The sequence below is a fragment of the Stenotrophomonas sp. YJH_SMC_133 genome, from assembly GCF_059370655.1.
In genome coordinates this window covers 110,797-134,997 of record NZ_JCAFTW010000002.1, presented here as the reverse complement: position 1 = coordinate 134,997, position 24,201 = coordinate 110,797, and the positions used below count along the sequence as shown (strand labels likewise).

The 24,201-nt window shown below is 68.0% G+C and carries 20 protein-coding genes; 11 read left to right on the top strand and 9 right to left on the bottom strand.

The genetic code is table 11. The annotated features are described in order from the left end of the window. Positions 1–14 precede the first annotated feature (14 nt). Positions 15–722 (bottom strand): response regulator, encoded by a 708-nt coding sequence (locus AC5P78_RS03150; protein WP_005411222.1) that lies wholly within the window; start codon positions 720–722, stop codon positions 15–17. 106 nt (positions 723–828) lie between these two features. Here AC5P78_RS03150 and AC5P78_RS03145 point away from each other — a divergent pair, with 106 nt between their 5' ends. Beyond that, positions 829–1,758, top strand: coding sequence for an aspartyl protease family protein (locus AC5P78_RS03145; protein WP_099527347.1), 930 nt, complete (start codon positions 829–831; stop codon positions 1,756–1,758). Between the two features lie 67 nt (positions 1,759–1,825). Next, on the top strand, positions 1,826–2,989 hold the full coding sequence (locus tag AC5P78_RS03140; protein WP_049419067.1) for a serine hydrolase domain-containing protein: 1,164 nt from the start codon (positions 1,826–1,828) through the stop codon (positions 2,987–2,989). Positions 2,990–3,017: 28 nt separating this feature from the next. Here the strand turns inward: AC5P78_RS03140 and AC5P78_RS03135 are convergent, their stop codons facing one another. The 3 genes from AC5P78_RS03135 to AC5P78_RS03125 all read right to left on the bottom strand — a co-directional run bounded on the left by AC5P78_RS03135 (position 3,018) and on the right by AC5P78_RS03125 (position 5,782). Next, on the bottom strand, positions 3,018–3,629 hold the full coding sequence (locus tag AC5P78_RS03135) for a DUF6445 family protein (protein WP_005411225.1): 612 nt from the start codon (positions 3,627–3,629) through the stop codon (positions 3,018–3,020). Positions 3,630–3,763: 134 nt separating this feature from the next. Then, entirely contained in the window at positions 3,764–5,413 is a 1,650-nt protein-coding gene (gene groL / locus AC5P78_RS03130) for a chaperonin GroEL (protein WP_005411226.1), read from the bottom strand. 81 nt (positions 5,414–5,494) lie between these two features. After that, positions 5,495–5,782 carry a co-chaperone GroES gene (locus AC5P78_RS03125; RefSeq protein ID WP_005411227.1) on the bottom strand — a complete coding sequence of 96 codons (288 nt, stop codon included), beginning with the start codon at positions 5,780–5,782 and terminating at the stop codon, positions 5,495–5,497. A gap of 312 nt (positions 5,783–6,094) precedes the next feature. On the opposite strand from AC5P78_RS03125, the gene AC5P78_RS03120 reads away from it, so the two are divergent. The 5 genes from AC5P78_RS03120 (at position 6,095) to AC5P78_RS03100 (ending at position 14,443) form a co-directional block, all read left to right on the top strand. After that, positions 6,095–7,885 (top strand): endonuclease, encoded by a 1,791-nt coding sequence (locus tag AC5P78_RS03120; protein WP_049419065.1) that lies wholly within the window; start codon positions 6,095–6,097, stop codon positions 7,883–7,885. A gap of 68 nt (positions 7,886–7,953) precedes the next feature. Then, complete coding sequence (cutA, locus tag AC5P78_RS03115) at positions 7,954–8,292, top strand: divalent-cation tolerance protein CutA (RefSeq protein ID WP_012481391.1); 339 nt, start codon at positions 7,954–7,956, stop codon at positions 8,290–8,292. After that, positions 8,289–10,661, top strand: a complete 2,373-nt coding sequence (locus AC5P78_RS03110) for a protein-disulfide reductase DsbD family protein (protein ID WP_049419062.1) — start codon at positions 8,289–8,291, stop codon at positions 10,659–10,661. The genes cutA and AC5P78_RS03110 overlap by 4 nt, the downstream gene beginning before the upstream one ends. Beyond that, entirely contained in the window at positions 10,658–11,221 is a 564-nt protein-coding gene (locus tag AC5P78_RS03105) for a TlpA family protein disulfide reductase (RefSeq protein WP_005411231.1), read from the top strand. The genes AC5P78_RS03110 and AC5P78_RS03105 overlap by 4 nt, the downstream gene beginning before the upstream one ends. 702 nt (positions 11,222–11,923) lie before the next feature. Beyond that, a complete protein-coding gene (locus tag AC5P78_RS03100; protein ID WP_138970060.1) occupies positions 11,924–14,443 on the top strand; it encodes a PepSY domain-containing protein in 2,520 nt (839 codons plus the stop codon). Positions 14,444–14,489: 46 nt separating this feature from the next. Here the strand turns inward: AC5P78_RS03100 and AC5P78_RS03095 are convergent, their stop codons facing one another. Further along, positions 14,490–17,027 carry a methyl-accepting chemotaxis protein gene (locus tag AC5P78_RS03095; RefSeq protein ID WP_495217147.1) on the bottom strand — a complete coding sequence of 846 codons (2,538 nt, stop codon included), beginning with the start codon at positions 17,025–17,027 and terminating at the stop codon, positions 14,490–14,492. A 203-nt stretch (positions 17,028–17,230) separates the two neighbouring features. Between AC5P78_RS03095 and AC5P78_RS03090 the strand changes: the two genes are divergently transcribed. Further along, positions 17,231–18,070 carry an arylamine N-acetyltransferase family protein gene (locus tag AC5P78_RS03090; RefSeq protein WP_043034554.1) on the top strand — a complete coding sequence of 280 codons (840 nt, stop codon included), beginning with the start codon at positions 17,231–17,233 and terminating at the stop codon, positions 18,068–18,070. Between the two features lie 65 nt (positions 18,071–18,135). Here AC5P78_RS03090 and AC5P78_RS03085 read toward each other — a convergent pair whose 3' ends face one another. Genes AC5P78_RS03085 through AC5P78_RS03075 form a run of 3 tightly spaced genes read right to left on the bottom strand, consistent with a single transcriptional unit; the run spans position 18,136 to position 20,265 of the window. Continuing rightward, positions 18,136–18,507, bottom strand: coding sequence for a VOC family protein (locus AC5P78_RS03085; RefSeq protein ID WP_005411235.1), 372 nt, complete (start codon positions 18,505–18,507; stop codon positions 18,136–18,138). Between the two features lie 22 nt (positions 18,508–18,529). Beyond that, positions 18,530–19,168 carry a response regulator transcription factor gene (locus AC5P78_RS03080; protein ID WP_005411236.1) on the bottom strand — a complete coding sequence of 213 codons (639 nt, stop codon included), beginning with the start codon at positions 19,166–19,168 and terminating at the stop codon, positions 18,530–18,532. Next, positions 19,165–20,265 carry a sensor histidine kinase gene (locus tag AC5P78_RS03075; protein ID WP_043034553.1) on the bottom strand — a complete coding sequence of 367 codons (1,101 nt, stop codon included), beginning with the start codon at positions 20,263–20,265 and terminating at the stop codon, positions 19,165–19,167. The genes AC5P78_RS03080 and AC5P78_RS03075 overlap by 4 nt, the downstream gene beginning before the upstream one ends. A gap of 156 nt (positions 20,266–20,421) precedes the next feature. Here AC5P78_RS03075 and AC5P78_RS03070 point away from each other — a divergent pair, with 156 nt between their 5' ends. The 3 genes from AC5P78_RS03070 to AC5P78_RS03060 all read left to right on the top strand — a co-directional run bounded on the left by AC5P78_RS03070 (position 20,422) and on the right by AC5P78_RS03060 (position 23,173). Further along, positions 20,422–20,844 carry a DUF2141 domain-containing protein gene (locus tag AC5P78_RS03070; RefSeq protein ID WP_043034552.1) on the top strand — a complete coding sequence of 141 codons (423 nt, stop codon included), beginning with the start codon at positions 20,422–20,424 and terminating at the stop codon, positions 20,842–20,844. Positions 20,845–20,870: 26 nt separating this feature from the next. Next, the gene (locus AC5P78_RS03065; RefSeq protein WP_065183224.1) at positions 20,871–22,394 is read left to right on the top strand and encodes a carotenoid oxygenase family protein; all 1,524 of its coding nucleotides are present in this window, start codon (positions 20,871–20,873) and stop codon (positions 22,392–22,394) included. Positions 22,395–22,456: 62 nt separating this feature from the next. Continuing rightward, the gene (locus AC5P78_RS03060; RefSeq protein ID WP_043034550.1) at positions 22,457–23,173 is read left to right on the top strand and encodes an ABC transporter substrate-binding protein; all 717 of its coding nucleotides are present in this window, start codon (positions 22,457–22,459) and stop codon (positions 23,171–23,173) included. Positions 23,174–23,204: 31 nt separating this feature from the next. On the opposite strand, the gene AC5P78_RS03055 is transcribed toward AC5P78_RS03060, so the two are convergent. Next, the gene (locus AC5P78_RS03055; RefSeq protein WP_005411241.1) at positions 23,205–24,104 is read right to left on the bottom strand and encodes a LysR substrate-binding domain-containing protein; all 900 of its coding nucleotides are present in this window, start codon (positions 24,102–24,104) and stop codon (positions 23,205–23,207) included. Positions 24,105–24,201 lie beyond the last annotated feature (97 nt).

Here is a 24,201-nt window from a genome sequence, read left to right as displayed (position 1 = left end):
CGGCCACCGGCTGTTCACAGCACCTGTACCTCGGCGTGGAAGCGATAGCCTTCGCCACGCGATGTCTGCACCAGGGCTTCCGCACCGGGCGAGGCCTGCCCGAGCTTGCGGCGCAGGCGGCTGATGGCCAGGTCGACCGCGCGGTCGACGCTGTCACTCGGCTCGCCACGGCTCAGCTGCAGCAGCTGCTCGCGCCCCAGTACCCGCCCGGGGCGTTCGGCCAGCGCCAGCAACAGGCTGAATTCACCACGGCTGAGCACCAGCTCGTTCCCATCCGGCGCCAGCAGGCGACGTTGTTCCGGCAGCAACCGCCAACCAGAAAAGCGCAGTTCACTGGCTACCTGCGCGCGCAGCTTGTCCTGCCGGCGCAGCAGCGCGCGTACCCGCGCCAGCAGCTCGCGCGGGTCGAACGGCTTGGCCAGGTAGTCGTCCGCGCCCATCTCCAGGCCGATCACCCTGTCCGGTGCGCTGCCCATCGCCGACAGCATCAGGATCGGAATGGCCCGTGCCTGCAGCCGGCGGCAGACCGACAGGCCATCCTCACCGGGCATCATCCAGTCGAGGATGATCACGTCCGGGCGATCGACCTGCAGCAGCACGTCCAGCGCCGTCGCGTCCGCTGCCACCCGTACCTGGTAGCCATGCAGCAACAGGCAATCGGCGATGGCATCACGGATGCTGGCGTCGTCATCGACAACGATGACACGGGCGGGAGTCGTCATGCAGGCAGTATCAGGCAGGTCTGTATCAGGACGGTATCAACGCCGATATTCCCGCGATACGCCACTGCGCGCCAATGGTCACCCATGATCACTGCGGAGACCTGCCTTGCGCCTCATCCCATTCGTCCTGCTTGCTGCCCCGCTGGCTGCGCTGGCGTCCGATTCCCCCGAACACATCCTGCCGATGTGGATGCAGGGCGGTCATCCGGCCGTGGCCGTGTCGCTGGACGGGCGTGCCGAACCGCTGCGCTTCGTGGTCGACAGCGCGGCAGGCGCCACGCTGGTCGATGACCGCGTCGTGCGGCGCTACGGTCTGGGAGATGCGGATGCGGAGGTATCACAGGCCCAAGGGGCAAGTGCAGCCTCCGCGCGGCTGCAGCGCATACGCAGAACGTCCTGGCAGCTGGGCAGTTGGCAGCTGCAGGCCCAAGCCATGAAGGTCGATCTGTCGTCGTTGCCGAAGGACGATGATCCGGCCATTGACGGCTTGATCGGCAACGATCTGACCGGACGCTGGGACACCCGTTGGGACTTCGGCCGCAATCAACTGGCGCTGTGGACACCCGGCGGATTGAACCTGGAAGGACCGGGTTGCCAGCCCAATGCGCTGCCCGGACGCACTGACGGCCTGCGCCAGTTCGGCTTCATCATGCTTGCACTGGGCGCGCCCTCGGTGGACGCCATCGCCGTGGTCGACACCGGTGCCGCGCAGACCGTCCTCAACGCCGAAGCAGCCCGCGCACTGGGGCTGCGCACCGACGGCAGCGACGCACGGGTGCGGGTGCGTGAAAAGGGCACCGAAGGCCTGGGCGGCGGAAAGCAGGCAACCTGGCTGTACACCCTGCCCGGCATGGCCGGCAACGGCTGGCAGCACCCCTCGATGGAGGTCCGCATCAGCGAACTGCCAGTGTTCAAGGCGATCGGCCTGGAGGGCCGGCCGGCGCTGATCCTTGGTGCGGATGCAATGCGCGGCGGCCAGGTGGACATTGGTGCCGGCGCGTCCCGGATCTGCCTGCGCCGGCCGCAGGCCAGCTGACATCCGGCAATGACGCCAGCGGCAGCCTGGCGTAGCATCGCCGTGCGCCCCACCAGGAGTTCCACGCATGTGCCGTGCTGCCCTGATGTTGCTGACGCTGTTCCCGCTGGCCGTGCTGGCTGCACCTCCCCCGGTACCCTCGCCGGCCCGCATCGACGCCGAAGCGCAGCGGTTGATGCAGGCCGCACAGGCGCGCGGCATGGCACTGGCGGTGATCGACGGCGGCAAGGTGGTGCACGTCGCCGCCTACGGCGAGCGCAATACCGCAGGCGAACCACTGCGCACCGATACGGTGATGTACGCCGCCTCGCTGACCAAGATGGCATTCGGCCATCTGGTCGCGCAGCTGGCGCAGGACCGCAGGATCGATCTGGATGCCAGCATCGCCACAGCGCTGGACAAGCCGTTGCCGGATTATCCGCCCGAAACGAAGAAGTACGCCGACTACCGCGTGCTGGCCGATGATGCGCGCTGGCGCCAGCTCACCCCTCGCCTGCTGCTCAACCATGCCAGTGGCTTTGCCAACTTCGGGTTTCTTGAACCGGACGGCCGGCTGAAGTTCCACTTCGATCCAGGCAGCCGCTACGGCTATTCCGGCGAAGGGCTGATCCTGCTGCAGTTCGTGATCGAACGCGGACGGCTGGGCGAGGATGTGGGTGCGTTGATGCAGCAGCGGGTATTCGACCGCTTCGGCATGACCCGCACCAGCATGATGTGGCGCGGGGACTTCGCCACCAACCTGGCCGACGGCTGGACCATGGAGGGCACCGCCGAGCCGCACGATGAGCGCAGCCGCGTGCGCGCGGCCGGTTCGATGGATACCACCATCGCCGACATGGCCCGTTTCGCCGCCGGCTACGTGCGCGGCGATGGGCTGTCAGCGACGATGCGCAAGGAGCTGGTGCGGCCGCAGCTGCCGATCACCACCGCCAGCCAGTTCCCCACCCTGCAGCCGGAGCTGCCGAAGGCGCTGCAGCGCAAGGACCTGGCGGCCGGCCTGGGAGTGGTGACGTTCCGTGGCCCGCAAGGCGCGGGCTTCTACAAGGGCGGCCACGATGATGCGGTCGGTAATACGCTGGTGTGCGTCGAGCAGCAGCAGCGCTGCGTGGTGATCCTGGGCAACGATGTGCGCGCCGAGGCGACCTTCCCGGCGCTGGTGGCCTTCGTGCTCGGCGACATCGGCGTACCGTGGCAGTGGGAGTACGGCGCAGCGAAGGCATTCGTGAAGTAGATCCACGCCATGCGTGGATGACCTCCCTTCAACGCGCCTGCTCGAAGAACATCAGGTAGACCAGCCGCCCATTCTCCGGCCGGTCGCCGAAGGCCGGGCCGGCGGTATGCCAGAACCACGGGCGCAGCAGCACCAGACGGTTGAAGCGCATCGGGATGCGCATGGTCATTTCCCACTGGCTGTCGTCGACGCTGTCGCGCTCGATGATGTCCCGATGCATGTCGCCGCCGTTGGCGTAGCCCAGCGCAGCCAGCTCGTGGGCGTTCAGCGCCATGCGCTCGGTGTTGGTGCGGCGATGGCGGAAGAACTCGGTACCCCCTTCGCAGTGCTCCGGGGCGCTGAGGTAGAGGATGCCGGACCAGTGCGAATGGTCGGTGTGCACCTTGGCGCGACCCACATCGCTGGCCAGGGTCAGCCGGAACTTGCCGTGCGACTGCAACGGATTGACCGGCCGCAGCGGCTCGTTGACCAACCGCGACGCGGCCTCGGACAGGCCGTCCAGCTCCAGCCGTTCGAGCGAATTACGCCCGGGGAATGCCCCCTCCTGCGCCGGGTAGGTCAGGCCCAGGCCGGCCTGGCGCAGGCCGTGTGCATCGGCTGGAGAAAGGAAGTCGTCGACGACGATGAACGAGGTAGGCATGGTCTGCGAGCGTAGCGACGCGGCGCCATGGCGGCAACCGGGCAACAAAAAAACCCCGCCTCGCGGCGGGGTTTTTCCTTGCATCGGGGAGACGCGCCGGCCAGGGCCGGCAACGTCCGACGCGGGCGTGGACCTTAGAAGTCCATGCCGCCCATGCCACCCATGCCGCCCATGCCACCGGCGCCGCCCATGGCCGGCTCGTCCTTCTTCGGAGCTTCGGCAACCATGGCTTCGGTGGTGATCATCAGGCCAGCGATCGAGGCCGCGTTCTGCAGCGCCGAACGGGTCACCTTGGTCGGGTCCAGGATGCCGAACTGCAGCATGTCGCCGAACTCGCCGGTGGCGGCGTTATAGCCGAAGCTGCCGGTGCCTTCCTTGACCTTGTTGATGATGACCGACGGCTCGTCACCGGCGTTGGCAACGATCTCGCGCAGCGGGGCTTCCATCGCACGCAGGGCGATCTGGATGCCGTGGTTCTGGTCTTCGTTGGCGCCCTTCAGGCCGGCCAGCGCGGTGATCGCGCGGACCAGGGCAACGCCGCCGCCCGGAACCACGCCTTCTTCAACGGCCGCACGGGTGGCGTGCAGGGCGTCGTCGACGCGATCCTTCTTTTCCTTCATTTCGATTTCGGTCGAGGCGCCGACCTTGATCACGGCAACACCGCCGGCCAGCTTGGCCACGCGTTCCTGCAGCTTCTCGCGGTCGTAATCCGAGGAGGTGTCCTGGATCTGGGTCTTGATCTGCGCCACGCGTGCATCAACGTTGGCCTTGTCGCCGACGCCGTCGATGATGGTGGTGTTCTCCTTGGAGACCTGCACCTTCTTGGCGCGGCCCAGGTCCTTGATGGTGGCCTTCTCCAGCGACAGGCCGACTTCTTCGGAGATCACGGTGCCGCCGGTCAGCACGGCCATGTCTTCCAGCATCGCCTTGCGACGGTCGCCGAAGCCCGGAGCCTTGACGGCCACGACCTTGACGATGCCACGGATGGTGTTGACGACCAGGGTGGCCAGCGCTTCGCCTTCAACTTCCTCGGCCACGATCAGCAGCGGCTTGCCGGCCTTGGCGACGCCTTCCAGCACCGGCAGCAGGTCACGGACGTTGGAGATCTTCTTGTCGTGCAGCAGGATGAACGGGTCATCCAGGTCAGCGGTCTGCGACTGCTGGTTGTTGATGAAGTACGGCGACAGGTAGCCGCGGTCGAACTGCATGCCCTTGACCACGTCCAGCTCGTTGTCCAGGCCCGAGCCTTCTTCAACGGTGATGACGCCTTCCTTGCCGACTTCCTTCATCGCGTCAGCGATGATCTGGCCGATCGACTCGTCCGAGTTGGCCGAGATGGTACCGACCTGGGCGATCGCCTTGTCGTCGGCGGTCGGCTTGGAGATGTTCTTCAGCTCGGCGACGGCGGCCGAAACGGCCTTGTCGATACCGCGCTTGAGGTCCATCGGGTTCATGCCGGCGGCAACGGCCTTGGCGCCTTCGCGGATCAGGGCCTGGGCCAGCACGGTGGCGGTGGTGGTGCCGTCGCCGGCATCGTCGTTGGTGCGCGAAGCAACTTCCTTCACCATCTGCGCGCCCATGTTCTCGAACTTGTCAGCCAGTTCGATTTCCTTGGCGACGGAGACGCCGTCCTTGGTGATGGTCGGGGCGCCGAAGCTCTTTTCCAGCACGACGTTGCGGCCCTTCGGGCCCAGGGTGGCCTTGACGGCATTGGCGAGAACGTTGACGCCGCGCACCATGCGCGAACGGGCGTCTTCACCGAAACGAATATCCTTGGCAGCCATTGCATTTACCTCATTGGTAGCGCCGGACGATGCCCGGCGGCTGGGAGTTTGGGATCAGGTTGAAACAGGTCGCGCCGAGGCTCAGCCGATGACGGCGAGCACGTCGTCTTCGCGCAGGACCTTGTATTCGACGCCTTCGCTCTTGTACGAGCTGCCGGCGTACTGGCCATAGATGACCTTGTCGCCGACCTTCAGCGACGGCGCGCGCACGTTGCCGTTGTCCAGCGGCTTGCCCGGGCCGACGGCCACGACCTCACCCTTGGTGGACTTTTCCTTGGCCGAGTCGGGGATGACGATGCCACCGGCGGAGATTTCGTCGGCTTCGATCGGCTTGACCACAACGCGGTCGTGCAGCGGCTTGATGCTCATAGGAGACCTCTTAAGTGATTGATTGGTCTAAAAAAGTCCGGCGATGTTAGCACTCACCCCAGGCGAGTGCCAGAACCGCACGTGAAGAAACCCGACAACGTCGGGAGCAGGGCAGAGATGGAGCCCCGCCGCCCCCTTTCAAGGGCGGAATGAAAAAAATTTTTCCACCCGCGCGCCTCGGCCAAGGCGTCGGTCCTGGACAATTTCGGTGACAAGCGTCGCACTGTCAGATATCTGACGTTCATTTACGACAAAGTGTCACTGGATCGGCCTTAGGCTCGGTCAGGCATTCCCAATCACAAGGAGTAGTCGATGCGATTGCTGTCCCCGCTTGCCGCCGCCTGCCTGCTGGCACTGGCCGCGGCGCCGGCCCAGGCCGAGGTCTTCATCAACGAACTGCACTACGACGACAGCACCGCCGCCGGTGACGTCGGCGAAGCCATCGAAGTGGTCGCTACCGCAGGTGAAGACCTGTCCGGCTACCGCCTCTACCTCTACAACGGCAGCAATCCTTCGGCCGCCACGGTCTACGCCAACAACCCGGTCCCGGCCGGCACCGCCGCCGGTTGCGGCAGCGCCAGCATCGCCGTGGTCAACTACCCGACCAACGGCATCCAGAACGGCCCGAACGACGGCGTCGCCCTGGTCGACGCCAGCGGCAAGGTGGTCCAGTTCCTCAGCTACGAGGGCGCCATCACCGCCTCCGGTGGCCCTGCCGCCGGCATGACCAGCCAGAACATTCCGGTGGCCGAGACCAACAGCACGGCTCCCGGCACCTCGCTGCAGCTGACCGGCAGCGGCAGCCAGTACGCCCACTTCACCTGGGCCGAGTCGGCCAGGCAGACCTTCGGCAGCTGCAACAACGGCCAGACCTTCAGTGGCGGCGGCACCCCGGGCCCGAACACGCCGCCGTCGGTGTCCACCACCACCCCGGCGCAGGGCAGCAGCACCTTCCCGGCCGCCGCCGATCTGGAAGTGGTGTTCAGCGAGACGGTGAACTTGGCCAGCGGCGCGTTCGCGCTGAGCTGCGGTACCTCCGGCAGCGTGCCGCTGACCTTCCCGGCCAGCGGACGCAGCGTGAAGCTGTCCACCAACACCGCGCTGGTGGCCGGTGAAGCCTGCCGCTTCGACATCCGCGCCGCGCGCATCACCGACCTGCAGGGCGCACACCCGGCGGCCGACAGCCGCATCGCCTTCACCGTGGCCAGCACCGGCGGCAATCCGGACCCGGGCAACCCGGGTGTGCCGGCCGGCTACTACTCCAAGGTCAACACCAGCAGCCCGAGCCAGCTGCGCTGCTCGCTGCACGCGACAATCAAGGGCCACACCGCCTACCCGTACAGCGGCTCGGGCACCAGTACCTGGACCATCCTGGAGATCGCCGACGAGGACCCGAACAACCCGAACCGCATCCTCGACGCGTATCGCAACCGCAGCTACGCCAAGGTGACCGATCGCGCCGGCAGCGGCAGTGGCCTGAAGTACAACCGCGAGCACACCTGGCCGAACTCGCTGGGTTTTGCCACCACTACGGGTGACAAGGGCCTGCCGTACGCGCCGTATACCGACACCCACATGCTGTACCTGACCGATGCACAGTGGAACGCCGACCGTGGCAACAAGCCGTTCGGCAAGTGCGACGCCAGCTGCGGCGAGCGCGCCACCGAGGCCAACAACGGCCAGGGTGGCGGCAGTGGTGGCTATCCGGGCAACTCCAACTGGGTGCGCACGCCGGACGGCAACACCGGCACGTTCGAGGTGTGGGGCAAGCGCAAGGGCGACATGGCGCGTGCGGTGATGTACATGGCGATCCGCTACGAGGGCGGCAAGGATGCAGCCACTGGCCAGTCCGAGCCGGACCTGGAGCTGACCGACGACCGCAGCAGGATCGTCAAGACCAGCAGCTCGCCGGCCTACATGGGCCTGCTGTCGACGCTGATCGACTGGCACCTGTCCGACCCGCCGGATGATGCCGAGCGTGCGCGCAATGACGTGATCTACAGCTTCCAGGGCAACCGCAACCCGTTCATCGACCACCCCGAGTGGGCGACCCCTGGCCTGTTCACCTCGGCCAAGCCGGCCACCTGCCAGCTGGCCAACTGACCGCGCAACGCAGCGGTCCACGGCCGCCGCCGGGTCCTGACCCGGCGGCGGCCCTATACTCGACGGCCATGTCGACCGTCGATCCCGTCCTACTGCTGTTGACCACCTGCCCGGACCGGCCCAGTGCCGAGCGCATCGCGCACGCGCTGGTTGGCGAGCGCCTGGCCGCGTGCGTGACCCGCCTCGATGGCGCGCAGTCGACCTACCGCTGGCAGGGCGAGGTGACCACCGACGCCGAGCTGCAGCTGCTGGTGAAGACCACCGCGAGTCGCGTCAATGACGCAATCGCCCGGATCGTCGAACTGCATCCGTATGAACTCCCGGAGTGCATCGCGGTCGAAACCCGGGCCGGCCTGCCGGCGTATCTGGACTGGATCCGGGCACAGACCCGGGAGGACACTGATTGAAGACTCTGTTTGCGCGTGGCGCCGCCCTGTGCGCCCTGATGTGGCTCTCGCTGCCCGCCTTCGCCCTGGATGAGAAGGATCTGCTGCCGGTGGACCAGGCGTTCGCGCTGACCGCCAGTGCCCCCGAACGGGGCCAGGTGCAGCTGCAGTTCAAGATCGCGCCCGGCTATTACCTGTATCGCCACCGCACCAGCGTCAGGGCCGACCCGGCCTTCAATGCCGGCGCGCTGCAGATGCCCAAGGGCGACAAGCACCACGACGATTTCTTCGGCGAGGTCGAAACCTATCGCGAGCGCCTGCAGGCCACCCTGCCCGGCACGCCGACCGAGGCCGCCAGCACCATCAGCCTGGAAGTGCGTTACCAGGGCTGCGCAGATGCCGGTGTCTGTTACCCGCCGCAGAAGCGCGTGGTGCAGGTCACCCTGCCCGGCAGCGGTGCACAGGCCGCGGCCCCTGCCGCGCGCGCCGGTGCGGCCAGTCCGTTCAACAACCCACTGGCCGGTGCCGGCAACAGCGGCGGCCTGCGCCTGCCGGGTGCGGCCAGCAACAGCCAGGCGCTGCCGCTGCCGTCGGAGCAGGCGTTCGGCTTCGATGCCATCGCCAGCGACGGCAACACCCTGCTGCTGCGCTTCAGTCCGGCACCGGGCTACTACCTGTATCGCGACCGCACCTCGCTGAAGCTGGAAGGCAGCACCGGCGTGCAGGCCGGCACGCCGCGCTGGCCAGCCGCGCAGTCGCATCGCGACGAGCACTTCGGCGATGTCTCGGTGTACTTCAACCAGGTGGAAGTGCCGCTGCCGTTGCGGCGCACGGTTGCCGACGCGGTTGACGGCACCCTCGTGGTGACCTTCCAGGGCTGCCAGACCGATGGCATCTGCTACCCGCCAATGACCCGCCGGGTGAAGCTGTCGATCCCGGCCGGCAAGGTCAGCGCCAGCGCCGACCAGGCACCGCCGCGCAACGAGGTAATCAGCCCGTTGGCTGCGGCGCCACGCGAAGGCGCCAACGGCGCCCCCCTGCGCCTGCTGCCGACGGTGCCCAATACGGATGCCGCCCCCCCGGCCGTCGCAGGCACCGTGGACGGCAATGAATTCGCCGCCGATGCGCGCGGTGACAACGCGCTGCGTACGCGCCCGCCGGCGACCACACCGAACCCGGACCGTTCGTTCGTCTGGGTGCTGCTGCTGGCGCTGGCCGGCGGCCTGGTGTTGAACCTGATGCCCTGCGTGCTGCCGATCCTGTCGCTGAAGGTCCTGAGCCTGGCGCAGAGTGGCGAAAGCCCACAGCGCGCACGCAGCCACGCGCTCTGGTACACCTTGGGCGTGCTGGTCGCATTCGCGGTGATCGGTGCGTTGATGGTGGGCCTGCGCGCAATCGGCAACGCCGTCGGCATCGGCTTCCAGCTGCAGCACCCGGGCGTGGTGGCGGCGCTGGCCTACATCATGTTCGCGGTAGGCCTGAGCCTGTCCGGCGTGTTCACCCTGGGCGGCGGCATCGGCAACCTGGGCCAGTCGCTGGCCAGCCGCAGCGGCCCGGCCGGTGACTTCTTCACCGGTGCGCTGGCCTGCGTGGTCGGCAGTGCCTGCGTCGGCCCGTTCATGGGTGGCGCGATCGCCTACGCGTTCATTGCCCCGCCGCTGAAGGCGATGACCGTGTTCCTGTTCCTCGGCCTGGGCCTGGCGCTGCCGTTCCTGCTGATCGGCTTCGTGCCGGCGCTGGCGCGCCGCCTGCCCAAGCCCGGCCCGTGGATGGAAACGCTCAAGCACGTGCTGGCCTTCCCGATGTACGCCACTGCGCTGTGGCTGCTGTGGGTGCTGGGCAAGCAGCGCGGCGTGGACGGCATGGCGCTGGTGCTGGGTGGCCTGTTGCTGTTCGCCTTCGGCCTGTGGCTGTTCGAGCGCAACCGCTGGACCGGCTCGCGTGCAGTAACCCTGCTCGGCGTGCTGCTGGCGATCGGCGCATTGGTACCGGCCTGGGGCGTGACCCAGCTGGCAGCGCCGGCACGCGCCGCACAGGCCGCCAGCGACAACGTGGTGGAGTATTCGCCGCAGTTGCTGGACCGCCTGCGCGCCGACAACCGCGTGGTGTTCGTCAACATGACCGCCGACTGGTGCGTGAGCTGCAAGGCCAACGAGCGTGCCGTGCTGTCGCGGCCGGAGTTCAAGGACCTGCTCAAGCGCACCAACGCGGTGTACATGCGCGGTGACTACACCAACGTCGATCCGCAGATCACCACGTTCCTGGAAGAGCACAAGGCCGTCGGCGTACCGCTGTACGTGGTGTACGGCCCCGGCGCGCCGCCGACCGTGCTGCCGACCCTGCTGACCCAGGCGGTGGTGGAGGAAGCGCTGCTGCGCACCGCACGATGAAGTGGCAACGGCCAGCGCTGCTGTGGACAGCGGTGCTGGCCGCCGGCCTCGGCCTGTGGGCCGGGCATCGATTGGCTCCTGCGCCGGTTGCGCCTGAGGCCATGCCAGCGGCGCCTGCTGTGGCGGCTGCGGCACCTGCCCTGCAGGTCGGCGACAGCCTGCCCGCGCTGTCGCTGCCCGATCTTGAAGGCCGGCCGCTGGACCTGCGCCAGCACGCTGGCGGTCGCCCGCTGTTGATCAATGTCTGGGCCAGCTGGTGCGCGCCCTGCGTTGAAGAAATGCCCGAACTGGCGCGTTTCGCACATATCCAGGGCGAGCACGGTGTGCAGGTGCTGGGACTGGCGCTGGATACGCCGGAGGACGTGCGCGGTTTCCTGCAGCGGGTACCGGTGGATTATCCGATCGTGATCGAGACCCCGGGGCCGCGCGATGCCAGCGTGCAGCTGGGCAATACCCAGGGCCTGCTGCCCTACAGCGTGCTGTTCGATGCGCAGGGGCGGCTGGTGAAGGCAAAGCTGGGACCGTTCGCCCACGGCGAGATCGACAGCTGGGTGAAGTGAGGGTGTTTTTTGCAGGGCTTGCAGCCCTGCACCCTGCTCGATGCAACGGCAACAGCCAAAGCCAAAGCGGGCATTCCGTGGGATGGCGGGGCGGTGTCGGAGTGCGGGGACGCTGCAAGTACGTCCCTGTAAGCTTGGCAGCCGCATCCATGCGGCTGACACCCCGCACTCCGACACCGCCCCGCCTCTGACAGATCTTCGCGGCTGTTGGTAGGTGTCGACCTTGGTCGACACATCTGTCAGATATCGAATGAAATTCCGGGGTCAGATCCGTTTTCCTACGGAAAACGGATCTGACCCCAAGAGTATTTCCGACAGATCGCAGGAAACTGTCGAAGGCGGGGTGGGTCCGGTTGAGGGGGCGTGAGCCGCATGGATGCGGCGACCGAGCTTACATGGGTGAGGGCGCTTTGCTTGCGAAGCACTGCTTCGCAAGCGCCCGAACGCACAGCCGCCAGCGGCTGGGCCGGGCCCCGGAGGGGGACTTGCAGCGTCCCCCTCAACCGGACCCACCCCGCCAACCCACGGGAAGCCAGCTTTTGACGTTGACGTTGCTCCGGCTTGTAGCGGGTGCAGGGCTGCAAAGCCCTGCAACAAAACCCTCCTTGACCGTAGCCCGTCCGCCACGGAGAATTCCGCGACTAATTCTCATTTGCTGTTGCGCAGGATGCGGGCGGCAGCCTTCCAGGCCCTCCTCCTTCCATGTTCAAGAACGTCCTGTTCCAACTGCACTGGCTGCTGGGCATCACCGCCGGTGCCGTATTGGCCGTGATGGGCCTCAGCGGCGCCGCGCTGTCCTTCGAGGACGAACTGCTGCGGGCGGCCAATCCCGGCTTCGCCGAGATCGCCGAGCACCATGCCGATGGCCAGCTTCCACTTGCGCTCAGCGAACTGGTGCCGCTGCTGCAGGCCGGCGGTGATCGCCCCCTGCAGCGCCTGCGCGTGGACGCCACCGGGCAGCGGCCCTCGGTGGCACGCTTCGCTGGTGGCAAGGAACACTGGGTCTACTTCGACCCGTACAGCGGCGAGCGCTTCAGTGCCTTGCGTGGGCAGGCGTTCTTCGACTTCGTCGAGGACCTGCACCGCCACCTCGCCGCGGGCGAGCGCGGCAAGTGGATCACCGGCAGCTGTGCGATCGCGCTGCTGTTCTTCACCCTGTCCGGTCTTTACCTGCGCTGGCCGCGCCGCTGGTGGCACTGGCGCAGCTGGCTGGCGGTGGAATGGAAACGCAGCGGCCGTGGCTTCCTGTGGAGCCTGCACTCGGTGGTCGGCACCTGGGTGCTGCTGATCTACCTGATGAGTGCGCTGACCGGCCTGTGGTGGTCCTTCGACTGGTATCGCAGTGCCGCCAATACGCTGCTTGGCGTCGCACCGGCCGCCAAGCACAAGGTCGCCACCGGCGCCACCCTGAACCTGGAGCGCATCGAAGCCACGCTGTATGCCCTGCCCGGCGTGCACACCGGCTACATCGACCTGCGCCTGCCGGAAAAGCCTGGCCAGGCGCTCAACGTGCGGGTGATGGCTGGCGATCCGTCACAGCGCGGTGGCCACCATGACCGTGCACATGATCTGCTGCAGCTGGATCCGGCCAGCGGGGCAATCCTCGATTCGCGCCCCTACGCGCGCCAGGGCGCCGGCGCGCAGCTGGCCACCAGCGTGTTCGCATTGCACTCGGGCAGCTACTTCGGCATGCCCGGGCGTGTCGTGGTGATGCTCAGCAGTCTGGCCATGAGCCTGTTCTTCATCACCGGCTGGATGCTGTACCTGGACCGCCGCCGCAGCCAGCGTGCCGCGCGCGGGCTGCGCCGGTCGCTGCCGGTTGCCACCGATGATGGCCGCGCACCTTGGCTGGTCGTGCATGCCAGCCAGAGCGGGCTGGGCGAGCAGCTGGCCTGGCGTGCCGCCGCGCAGCTGCAGGCCGCTGGCCATGGCGTGCAGGTACTGCCATTGGCCCGGGTCGATGCCACGCAGCTCGCGCGCACTGCGCAGGCATTGTTCGTGCTGAGCACCTTCGGCGATGGCGAACCGCCGGATGCGGCACGGGGCGCTGCGCGGCGGCTGCTGGCACAAGCGCCCGATCTGTCGGGCCTGCAGTTCGGCCTGCTCGCCCTGGGTGACCGCCAGTACCCGCATTACTGCGGCTTTGGCCGCCAATTCGATGGCTGGCTGCTGGGCAACGGCGCACGTGCGCTGTTCGAGCGCATCGATGTCGATGCCGCCGCGATACCGGCGCTGCGCCAGTGGCAGCAACATCTCGGCGCGCTGACCGGCATCGCCACCGATGACAGCGTGTTGCCGGCCGCGACGCAGATGCACGAGTGGCGCCTGCTCGGCCGTGACCGCCTCAATCCAGGCAGCATGGGCGGCGCCATCTGGCGCATCCGTCTTGCGCCACCGGCCGATGTGCAGTGGCAGGCGGGCGACATCCTGCACATCGCGCCCCGCCACAACGCGCGGCACGCCGCTGCGGTGCTGAAGGCACATGGGCTGGATCCCCAGCAGCCGCTGCTGATTGACGGCCAGCCGCGCACGCTGTTGGCGCTGGCCAGCGAGCGCGAGCTGCCCGATGCCGATGCTGCGCTGGCGGTGCAGGATGCGTGCCTCTGGCTGGCAGGGCTGCCACTGCTGCCGGGGCGCGAGTACTCCATCGCATCCTGTACGGATAACAGTGCGGTCGAACTGGTGGTGCGGCTGGTCCATGACGAAACCGGACGCACCGGCCTGGGTTCGGGCTGGCTGTCGCTGCATGCGCCGGTCGGTGCCAGCATCGTGGCCCGCGTGCACCGCAACCCCGGTTTCCATCGCGTTGGCGGTGCGCCGATGGTGCTGATCGGCAATGGCACCGGCATCGCGGGCCTGCGCAGCCTGCTGCGCGAAGCCGCGCATGCAGGTGAACACGGGCACTGGCTGCTGTTCGGCGAACGCCAGCGCGCGCACGACTTCCTGTTCGCCGATGAGATCGAAGCGTGGCAGGCCGATGGCCATCTCGCGCGGGTGGACCTGGCGTTCTCGCGCGATGGTGAGGGCGGCTATGTGCAGGATCGCCTGCGTGCAGCAGCCGATGCCCTGCGCGACTGGATGCAGCGTGGTGCGGTCATCCACGTCTGCGGTTCGCTGCTGGGCATGGCCGAAGGCGTGGACCAGGTGCTGCGCGAAGCACTGGGTGATGAAGAAGTGGAAACGCTGCTGGAGACCGGGCGCTACCGTCGCGACGTGTATTGAGCCACAAGGGTAGTGCCGGCCAGCGGCCGGCACTACCGGAGCACGATCAGGCCGCAGCGCGCGCCTGTGGCATCGACTGCAACTGGAACGCGCCCACCGCTTCGGCCAGCGCGTGTACCTGCGCCTGCATCTGCGCGGTGGAGGCACCAGCCTCTTCCACCAGGCTGGCGTTGCGCTGGGTGCTGGCTTCCATCTGCACGATGGTCTGCTTCACCTGCGCGATGCCGGCATGCTGGTCCTGCGATGCACTGCGGATACCGGCCAGCAGCTCGGCCAGCTGCTGCACGCTGCCAACGATCTCGCCCATCGTGATGCCCGCCTGCTCGACCTGCTGGTTGCCCTGGCCAACACGCGCCACCGAATCCTCGATCAGTCCTTTGATCTGCTTGGCCGCTTCGGCACTGCGCTGGGCCAGCAGGCGCACTTCCGCAGCCACCACGGCGAAGCTGCGGCCCTGCTCACCTGCGCGCGCTGCTTCCACCGCGGCATTCAGCGCGAGGATGTTGGTCTGGAAAGCGATGCCATCGATCAGCTGGGTGATGTCGCCGATCCGCCGCGAGGCCTCGCTGATGCCATGCATGGTCGCGACCACCTGGCCGACGGCCTCGCCACCGCGCTGGGCCACCGCGGCCGCCCCCTGCACCAGGGCATCGGCGCGGCCCGCGGCATCGGCGTTGCGGCCAACGGTGTCGGTCAACTCGTGCATCGACGCTGTCGTCTCTTCAAGGTTGGCCGCCTGCTGTTCGGTACGCTGCGACAGATCATGGTGACCGGCAACGATCTCACCCACACCGGTGTCGAGGCTGGACGTCGCCTGCTGGATGCGGGTGACGATGCGGCCCAGTTGCGCGACCGTGGCGTTGGCATCGTCGCGCATGCGTGCGAACACGCCCTGCAGCTCACCTTCCATGCGCACGCTGAGGTCACCACGGGCCAGCGCCGCCAGAAGCGCCTGCAGATCGCCGAGGTTGGTCTCGAAGGTCGCCAGCAGGCGGTTGATGCTGGTCGACAACGTGCGCACGAAGCCCTGTTTTCCCTCCAGCGCGATGCGGCCGTGCAGGTCGCCATGTGCGGCGGCGTCGACCAGTGCTGCCACTTCGGTTTCCAGCAGCGTTTCCAGCGCGCGGCTGCGCCACTCCACTGCCACGCCGAGGAAATGCCCTTCGTCGGTGATGGCATTGGCGATCAACTGGTAGCGGACGCCGGCATGACCGATCTCGCGCTCCTCGCGCTGGCGCACGCAAGCCAGACTGGCCAGTGCCGGATGCAGGCGTACCGCATCGCTCCCCACCAGATCTTCAAGCCGGAGTGCAAGCTGCTGCAGCAGCGCCGGATTGGCGTACGCCACCAGGCCTTCGGCATCGATCACCATCAAGCCGGCCTGTGCGCTGTCCAATGCCTGGCGCACGCGGGTGTTGACGCGGGCCACCGCACGCTCGGTCTCGATGCGCGCGCGCAGGCGCTGCTGCATGTCGACCAGGCGCTGGGCCAGCTGGCCGATTTCATCGTTGGCGTTGTAGACGCGCAGGGTGGTTTCGAGACGGTCGTCGGCGATGTCGCTGGCGAAACGCAGGGTGTCCTGGATCGGCTGGCGCACCGCACGCAGCACCAGCACCAGGCTGGTGATCAGCACGCCGACCACCAGCAGCAGGGTCAGTGCGAACACCACGCTCATGGTGCGCGCGCCGGCCTGCTGGCGTGCCTGCGCCCTGCCCAGCGCCGCCACCTGTGCCTGCTGGAATGCGGCCAACGCCGGCGCTACGCCCGTGGCGGTATCCAGCAGCGACTGCGCTTCCACATCCAGGCCGACGCGGGCAGCGGTATACCCCAGCAGTGCGGCCTGATACGCCTCCATCCCGGTGCGCAGGGTGTCCTGCACATCCGCAGGCAGGCCCGCCAGCGCGAGGTCGAACGGCAGCTTCTCCTCGCTGGCGCGGTCGGCGTGGGTGGAATCACCGTCGAGCAGCAGCAGTGCCTCCTGCCTTCGCATCTTCTGCAGGGACAGCGCCAGCGCGGGCCGCTGCTGCACATCCACCTGCGCCTGCAGGGTGTCGGCGGCCTGCTGCAGCTGCGCAGCGAGGCCGGCATCACCACGGCCCATCTCGTCGACCCGTTCGAACAGGGCGGCCACACCCTGCGAGAACGCGTCGGCGGCTTCGGTCAGCGCCTGCAGGGCCTTGCGCCGGCCCGCATCCATCGGCATCGCGCGCAGCGCCTGCAGATCGGTCTGCAACGCCTTCTGCGTGGCCAACAGCTGCGCGCGGTCGGCATCATCGAAACTGCGTGCATACTGGGTCTGCAGGCGACGCGCTTCGGCCACCCGCGTGGACAGGCTGGCAGCCAGATCGCTGCCGCGCTGGTAGCTGGCCTGGCTGCGCGCAGCCAGTGCGTTGGCATGGCCAGTCCAGGCGTAGACAGCAGCGATCGCCACCAGGCCCAGGCCGCAGATCCACAGTGTGGCCTTGAGCTTGTTGGCCACGCTGAGCCGATGTGGCTGCAGCCAGCGCAGCAGCCCGGGGGACGCCGAGTGCAACGCAGCAAGGCGCGTGCGCAGGGACCGGAGGTGGGGGACAACGGCCGACATGACAGACTCCAGGCGGAAAGACGCACCTGTATCGGCCTGACTCAGGACAACTTTAGCGCTTTCTTCGTCTGCGTCCCCCCATCGCTGGTGGACGCGGCCTTTGTACCGGGTGCAGGCGACGGAGGCATGACACGGCCGCCGCGCTTGACCTCAACCCCGGTTGGGGGAGCACAGTGGACATCCCTCCCCCGCCCGGTGTCTCCATGACGACGCTCGATGTCCCCCGCTACCTGCAGCGCCTGCAGCTGGATGCACCGCCACCGCGGACCCTGGCCGGCCTGACCCTGCTGCAGCAGCGCCACAACGCACTGCTGCCCTTCGAGACCCTCAGCTGCCTGCTGCGCGATGCGGTGCCGATCGACCTGGACAGCGTGCAGCGCAAGCTGCTCGACGAGCGCCGCGGTGGTTACTGCTTCGAACTCAATGGCGGGTTGCTGGCGCTGCTGCAGGCATTGGGCTTCGATGCGCAGCCATTGAGCGCGCGGGTACTGCTGGCCGCCCAGGACGGCGAACTGACCGCGCGTACCCACCTGCTGCTGCGCGTGAACGTAGACAGCGGCGACTGGCTGGTGGATGCCGGTTTCGGCAGCCTGACCCCGACCGTGCCGCTGCGCCTGCATGATCCGCAGCCGCAGGCCACGCCGCACGAACGCTATCTGCTGCAGCGCCTGCCCGACGAGGGTGATTTCGTGCTGTCGGCCGAGTCCAACGATGGTTGGCGGGCGATGTATCGGTTCGACCTGCAGGCGCCGGCACCGATCGACAACGTGGTGGGCAACTGGTACGTGTGCACCCATCCCGATTCCAGTTTCCCCGGGCAGCTGCGCGCGTCGCTGACCGGGCCGGACTGGCGCCGCACCATCGGCAGCGGCAACTACACCGAGTATCGCCCCGGGCAGGCACCGGACAAGCGCCCGCTGCATGATGTGGGTGATGTGCGTGCCGTGCTGCAACAGCGCTTCGGCATGCAGCTACCGGACGACCCGCGACTGGACCCGGCCATCAATGACTGGCTGCAGCGCTCGCGCGCCGCGACCTTGTAGGGCCGAGCCCATGCTCGGCTGAGCTGGAGCGGCTGGGCCAACAGCAGCCGAGCGTGGTCTCGGCTCTACAGAGCAGCGCGCGCCTGCAGCGCAATGCGATTGCCTTCGCTGTCGCGGATCTCGGCCACGCGCCAGTCGCCCGCATCGGCGGGTCCGAAGCACAGCTCGGCGCCCGCTTGCAGTGCTCGCTCCAGGCTCGCATCCAGGTCATCGACGCCGATGTAGACGCGCGCCCCCTGTTCGGAAGGCCGGTAGTCCGCGCCGAGCACCAGCGCAATGCTGGCACCGGCGGCCTCATCGGAGAACGGCAGGTAGGCCATCCGGCAGTCGTGCAGCACGACAGGTTCGTCCACCGCGACCTGCAGCCACCGCTGGTAGAACGTGATGGCACGGTCCAGGTCACTGGCCGGGATTTCCACATGCAGGATCGGGTTCACTGGCACTCCTTGCTCGGTCCACTCAGATGATGCGCAGGGTAATCGCCTTCAGCACCGCACGGGTGCGATCGCGGGTGCCCAGCTTGTCGAGTATGGCGGACACGTAGTTCTTCACCGTGCCCTCGGCCAGGAACAGGCTGCGCGCGATCTCCTTGTTGCTGTAGCCACCGGCCAGCAAGCGCAGGATCGCCACCTCGCGTTCCCCGAAGGTATCGGTGGGCGGTGCTTCATCGTGGAAGCGGTAGCGGGCGCGTACCGGCTCGGTGCTGACCGGCAGCAGCAGGGTTTCACCTGCGGCGACGCGCTCGATCGCCTCGCGCAGGTCTGCGGGTGCGGCGTCCTTGAGCAGGAAGCCCTGTGCGCCGGCCTCGCTGGCACGCAGCAGCAGGTCACTTTCATCAAAGGTCGTCAGCAGCAGCCACGGCGTGGCATCGCCGCGCGCGCGCAGCTGGCGCACTGCTTCGATGCCGTCCATCCCGGGCATGCGGATGTCACTGAGCACAACATCCACGCGCTGGGTGGACAGCGCGTCCAGCAACGCCTGGCCCTCCTCGGCCTCCAGCGCCACGTCCACGCCCAACCCCTGCAACAACGCACGCAGCCCGGCGCGGACCAGCGCCTGGTCGTCAGCCAGGGCAACACGGATCGCGCTGCCGTTCATGCCGGCACCCAGGCGGTCAGGTGCATGCCGCCCTGTGCGGTGCGGGCCAGTTCCAACTGGCCACGCACTGCGGCCAGGCGCTCACGCATGCCGGCGATGCCGTTGCCCTCGCGGATACGTTCGGCGCGCTGGCCGTCGTCACGGATGTCGATACGCAACCGGGAATCCTCCTCGTTGATCGTCAGCCATACGGTGTCTGCGTTGCCATGCCGGGCGGCATTGGTCAGCGCTTCCTGTACCAGGCGCAGCACGGTCTCGGCCATCAGCGGGTCAACCACGCGCACGCACTCGCCGATCTGCAGCTGCAGCTTCGGGCGCGGGAACGGCGCGGCCAGCGCGTGCAATGCGGTGGCCAGATCGAGGCCGCGATCATCGCGCATCGATTGCACCACCTGGCGGATGTCGGCCAGCAACTCGCCGGACAGCTGCTCGGCCAGCACCAATCCTTCGCGCCCGGCCAGCACAGGGTCGGCCGCAAGGGCACGCAGGTTCAAGCGCATCGCGGTGAGCTTGTGCCCGGCCACATCGTGCAGTTCGCGCGCCAGGCGCAGGCGCTCGGCGTCGCGTGCACTGTCGGCCAGCAGCGCGCGTGTCGCCAGCAGGTCGGCATTGACGCGGGCCAGGTCATCGCGGGCCAGCGCCGTGCTGCGGGCATAGTGTGCGGTCAGTGCGGCAAAGGCCTGGAAGCCGCCATAGAGCAGCACCACCAGCAGCGGCTGGCTGAAGCCGCTGTGGCGCAGCACGAGATACATGGCGAGGTTGGCCAGCAGTGCAACAGCCAGCACGAAGCGCGGTGGCCAATGCTCGGCCAGCTGCGCCACCAGCACCACCAGCAGTACCGGTGCGGTGCCGGTACGCGGCTGCAGCGCAACCAGCACGACCGCCAGCAACGCCTGCAACACCGCCGCGACAGCGCGCACGCGGGATGGCACCGACGCCCAGCCGTGCACCACGAACAGCAGCAGGAACACGGCAAGCAGCAGCAGGCTCAGCCCGGCACCGTTGCGCTGCACCGCGAATGACAGGCCCACCACCAGCACGGTGGCCAGGCCGGCGAGGCTGAGGGGACGCAACAGATGGCGGAACAGGCTGGGCATGGCCAGATGCTGACCGCCGCACACGCCGGCGGCAATGGGTCCGGCGCAGAAAGTGACTTCTGGCACGTCGAATCGATGACCACTGGCCCTGAACCCGGTGCAGCGCCGCACGCAGACTGGCGCCACACCGCCACACACACTTCCGGAGCCACTGCCATGATCCGCACCGCCCTGCTCAGCACCGCCCTGACTGCCCTGGCCCTCGCCGGCAGTGCCCACGCCGCCGACCTGGCCGTGACCGTGCACGACGTCCGTGTGCAGACCGGCACCCTGCGCGTTGCGCTGGTCGACAGCGCCGCTGCCTGGGACGGCAAGGCCAGGCCCGTGCAGGCCCAGCAGGCGGCGCCCAGCGGCGACAGCGCCCACTTCACGTTCAAGGGCGTTCCGGCCGGCAACTATGCCGTGCTGCTCACCCACGACGAGAACGACAACGGCAAGCTCGACACCAACCTGGTCGGGATGCCGGTGGAGGGCTACGGCTTCAGCAACAACCCGCAGGTGATGCGCAAGCCGACCTTCGACGAGGCGCGCGTCGACGTACCGGCCGCCGGCACCGCCATCGACATCACCCTGCGCTGATTCCTGCATCCAGACCCGAGGCCACCATGGACCGTCGCCGCTTCCTTCGTACCCTGCTCAGCAGCAGTGCCTGTCTGGCCCTGGGCACCACCGCGCTGCGCAGCGCTCCCGCCTTCGCCGGCGACCCGGCGCGGTTCGCGCAGGGCATGCAGGAACACCCTTGGCTGCTCGGCTGGCGCAGCGTCGGCAGCGAAAGCCTCGGCCCGGCCACCGTGCAGTTGCAGGGAAAGCTGCCGTCAGGCCTGGCTGGCACGCTGTACCGCAACGGTCCGGCGTGGACCGAGCGCGATGGCTTCCGCTACGACCACTGGTTCGACGGCGACGGCATGGTGCATGGCTGGCGCTTCAATGGTGATGGCAGCCTGACCCATCACGGGCGCATGGTTGCCACGCCGAAATTCACCCGTGAACAGAAGGCCGGCCGCTTCCAGTATCCGGCCGCCGGCACCAGCATTCCCGGTGCGCTGGCGGTACGCAACAACGATGATGCCAACGTGGCCAACACCTCGGTGACGATGATCAATGGCCGCCTGTTCGCCCTGTGCGAATCCGGTTCGGCGTTCGAAGTGGACCCGGATTCGCTGCAGACGCTTGGCCCTGTCACCTGGCGTCCGGACCTGGCGGCGCTGCCGTTCTCGGCGCACCCGCTGACCGACCACGACGGGAGCCTCTGGAACTTCGGCTCGATCAGCCTGATGGGGGGCCATGGCCTGCTGGTCTGGCACATCGGTGCGGACGGCCAGCTGCGCAGCGCAAATGTGATCGAAACACCCGAGCATGGCTACCTGCATGCCTTCGCGATGACCGACCAGCACCTGGTGTTCGTGATGATGCCGTTCGATTTCACCGGCGCAGGTGGCAGCTTCTTCGAGCGCATGCAGTTCGCACCGCAGCGTCCGGTGCGCATCGCGGTGGTCGCCAAGGATGCGCCGGACAAGGCGCAATGGTTCGAGGCCCCGTTCGCGGCGATCTACCACTTCGGCGACGCGTTCACCCGCGATGGCGGCATCGTGCTGCGCGCAGTGCGCCACGACGACATCAACGAGGCGCGCTCGCCGATGAAGGAAGCGATGGCCGGTGATGGCGCACACGCGGCCAACAGTGGCGCCAGCCTGGTCGAGCTGCATCTGGACCTGCGTCGTGGACAGGCCCGCTGGCAGACGTTGGGCATCAGCGCGGTGGAGTTCCCGTTGTTCGACCCGCGCTCGGCGAACACACGTGGCGCACGGCTGTATGCGCCGACCATCGACGGCACGGCCACTGCGCCGTACTTCAACGCGGCGGCCGCGTTCGAGATCGAGCACGGGCGCCGCCAGCTCTGGAACTACGGGGCGGACATCATGGCCGAAGAGCATGTGTTCGTACCGCGCCCGGGCAGCCGCAACGCCGATGACGGCTGGCTGATCGGCACCCTGCTCGATCCGGTGAACCAGCGCAGCGGCCTGGCCGTGCTGGATGCGCGCCATGTGGATGACGGTCCGCTGGCCCAGGCGTGGCTGCCGTATGCGGTGCCACTGGGCTTCCACGGCACCTTCGCCGCGCGCGGCTGAGTCCACGCCACGCGGACACCGTTGTTGGCATGCTGGGTCTCCCCTGCCCCGTGGAGTCCTGCATGTCCCTGGCCGACCACCGACGTACGCTGGCACCGCACGGTTTCCTGCGCGTGGCGATCAACCTGGGCAACCCGGTGCTGGCACAGGGCGATGCGCGCTCACCGCGCGGCCCCTCGCTGGAACTGGCTACCGCGTTGGCGCAACGGATGGGGGTGCAGGCACGCTTCACCTGCCACGATGCCGCAGCCTCGGTGGTCGCCGCAGCGGGCGAAGACGGCTGGGATCTGGCCTTCCTGGCGATCGATCCGGCGCGTGCCGACCGCATCGCCTTCAGCGCTCCGTATGTGGAGATCGAAGGCACTTACCTGGTGCGCGAAGACAGCCCGGCGCAGCAAGTGGCCGACCTCGACCGCGACGGACTGCGCATCGCGGTGGGGCGTGGCGCGGCCTATGACCTGTTCCTGAGCCGGGAACTGCGCCATGCCACGATCGAGCGGGCGGACACCTCGGCAGCGGCCATCGCCCTGTTCGACCAGCACCGCCTGGATGCCGCCGCCGGTGTACGCCAGCCGCTGGCGGCCTGGGCGAAGGCACATCCCGGCCATCGGGTGCTGGCCGATCGCTTCACCGCGATCCAGCAGGCAGTGGCGGCACCGGCCTCACGCCCGGCCAATGCGCTGCGGGCGCTGTTTGAGGAAGTGGAAGCGATCAAGGCGGGCCCGTTGCTGGAGGAAGCGTTCGCGCGTGCCGGGCAGGCGGTCACCCTGGTGCAGTGACTGTAGAGTCGAGATCGAGCACCGCGCGGCGTTACAGATGCGCGTCCGCCATGTGCTGCACATGCTCGGCGGCCTGCGCATGCAGCCAGTCGCGGAACGCGAGGAAGCCGCGATGGCTGGCCGAGCGCTGCGGGTACACCAGCCAATGCGGCCACGCCGTCTTCAGGCGCTGGCTGGACAGCGCGACCAGCTGGCCGGATTCCAGCAGCAGGCGTGCCCGGGTCACCCGGCCAAGGGCCACGCCTACGCCATCCAGTGCGGCGCGATGGTGCGCCTCCGAATCATCCAGCACCGCCACGAAGCGCGATGGCGGGCTCTGCCCGCTCAACGCGAACCAGGCGCCCCACGCGCCGTCGGGATCACCGAGCAGCGGCCACTGGGTCAGCGGTACACGGTCGATGCCCCCCATGCGCTCGATCAGCGCGGGGCTCGCCATCGGCACCAGCCACTCGTCGAACAGCGGTTCCACCACCAGGCCCGGCCATTGCCCGCTGCCCAGCCGCAGCGCGGCGTCGAACTGGCGCTGCCGCTCGAAATCAATCAGGCGCTCACTCGACTGCAGGTTGATCTCGATCTGCGGATGCTCAGCCACGAAGTGACCCAGGCGCGGCACCAGCCAGGCCGATGCCATCGATGGCACCGCACTGATCGTCAGCACGTGCTCGGCACGCGCGGCATAGGGCTGGAAGGCTTCGTTTATCGCATCCAGATGCGGCCCCACCTGCTCGAGCAGGCGCTGCCCCTCAAGGGTAAGGGTGATACCACGCGGCTGGCGGATCAGCAGCGGCTGCCCGAGCCGTTCTTCCAGCTGCCTCATCTGGTGGCTGAGCGCGCTGACGGTCAGGTTCATCGACGCCGCCGCGCGCGACAGGTTGCCAAGCCGGGCGGCAGCCACGAAGCCCTGGAGGGCATGGAGCGGAGGGCGGGACATTAGGCTTGAAATTCTCTCAAGTCATGCTTGCGGAAATGTCGCTTTTTGCCCGTCCATGCTGCCCGTATCGTGCAATCCACTCAAGTGGAGGCACGCT

Excerpts from the sequence above, each read along its gene's own strand:
- AC5P78_RS03060 (WP_043034550.1), top strand. The coding sequence starts at position 22,457 with ATGTCCCTGGCCGACCACCGACGTACGCTGGCACCGCACGGTTTCCTG.
- AC5P78_RS03140 (WP_049419067.1), top strand. The coding sequence starts at position 1,826 with ATGTGCCGTGCTGCCCTGATGTTGCTGACGCTGTTCCCGCTGGCCGTG.
- cutA (WP_012481391.1), top strand. The coding sequence starts at position 7,954 with ATGTCGACCGTCGATCCCGTCCTACTGCTGTTGACCACCTGCCCGGAC.
- AC5P78_RS03090 (WP_043034554.1), top strand. The coding sequence starts at position 17,231 with ATGACGACGCTCGATGTCCCCCGCTACCTGCAGCGCCTGCAGCTGGAT.
- AC5P78_RS03065 (WP_065183224.1), top strand. The coding sequence starts at position 20,871 with ATGGACCGTCGCCGCTTCCTTCGTACCCTGCTCAGCAGCAGTGCCTGT.
- AC5P78_RS03135 (WP_005411225.1), bottom strand. The coding sequence starts at position 3,629 with ATGCCTACCTCGTTCATCGTCGTCGACGACTTCCTTTCTCCAGCCGAT.
- AC5P78_RS03105 (WP_005411231.1), top strand. The coding sequence starts at position 10,658 with ATGAAGTGGCAACGGCCAGCGCTGCTGTGGACAGCGGTGCTGGCCGCC.
- AC5P78_RS03080 (WP_005411236.1), bottom strand. The coding sequence starts at position 19,168 with ATGAACGGCAGCGCGATCCGTGTTGCCCTGGCTGACGACCAGGCGCTG.
- AC5P78_RS03125 (WP_005411227.1), bottom strand. The coding sequence starts at position 5,782 with ATGAGCATCAAGCCGCTGCACGACCGCGTTGTGGTCAAGCCGATCGAA.
- AC5P78_RS03150 (WP_005411222.1), bottom strand. The coding sequence starts at position 722 with ATGACGACTCCCGCCCGTGTCATCGTTGTCGATGACGACGCCAGCATC.
- AC5P78_RS03075 (WP_043034553.1), bottom strand. The coding sequence starts at position 20,265 with ATGCCCAGCCTGTTCCGCCATCTGTTGCGTCCCCTCAGCCTCGCCGGC.
- AC5P78_RS03070 (WP_043034552.1), top strand. The coding sequence starts at position 20,422 with ATGATCCGCACCGCCCTGCTCAGCACCGCCCTGACTGCCCTGGCCCTC.
- AC5P78_RS03120 (WP_049419065.1), top strand. The coding sequence starts at position 6,095 with ATGCGATTGCTGTCCCCGCTTGCCGCCGCCTGCCTGCTGGCACTGGCC.
- groL (WP_005411226.1), bottom strand. The coding sequence starts at position 5,413 with ATGGCTGCCAAGGATATTCGTTTCGGTGAAGACGCCCGTTCGCGCATG.
- AC5P78_RS03095 (WP_495217147.1), bottom strand. The coding sequence starts at position 17,027 with ATGTCGGCCGTTGTCCCCCACCTCCGGTCCCTGCGCACGCGCCTTGCT.
- AC5P78_RS03055 (WP_005411241.1), bottom strand. The coding sequence starts at position 24,104 with ATGTCCCGCCCTCCGCTCCATGCCCTCCAGGGCTTCGTGGCTGCCGCC.
- AC5P78_RS03100 (WP_138970060.1), top strand. The coding sequence starts at position 11,924 with ATGTTCAAGAACGTCCTGTTCCAACTGCACTGGCTGCTGGGCATCACC.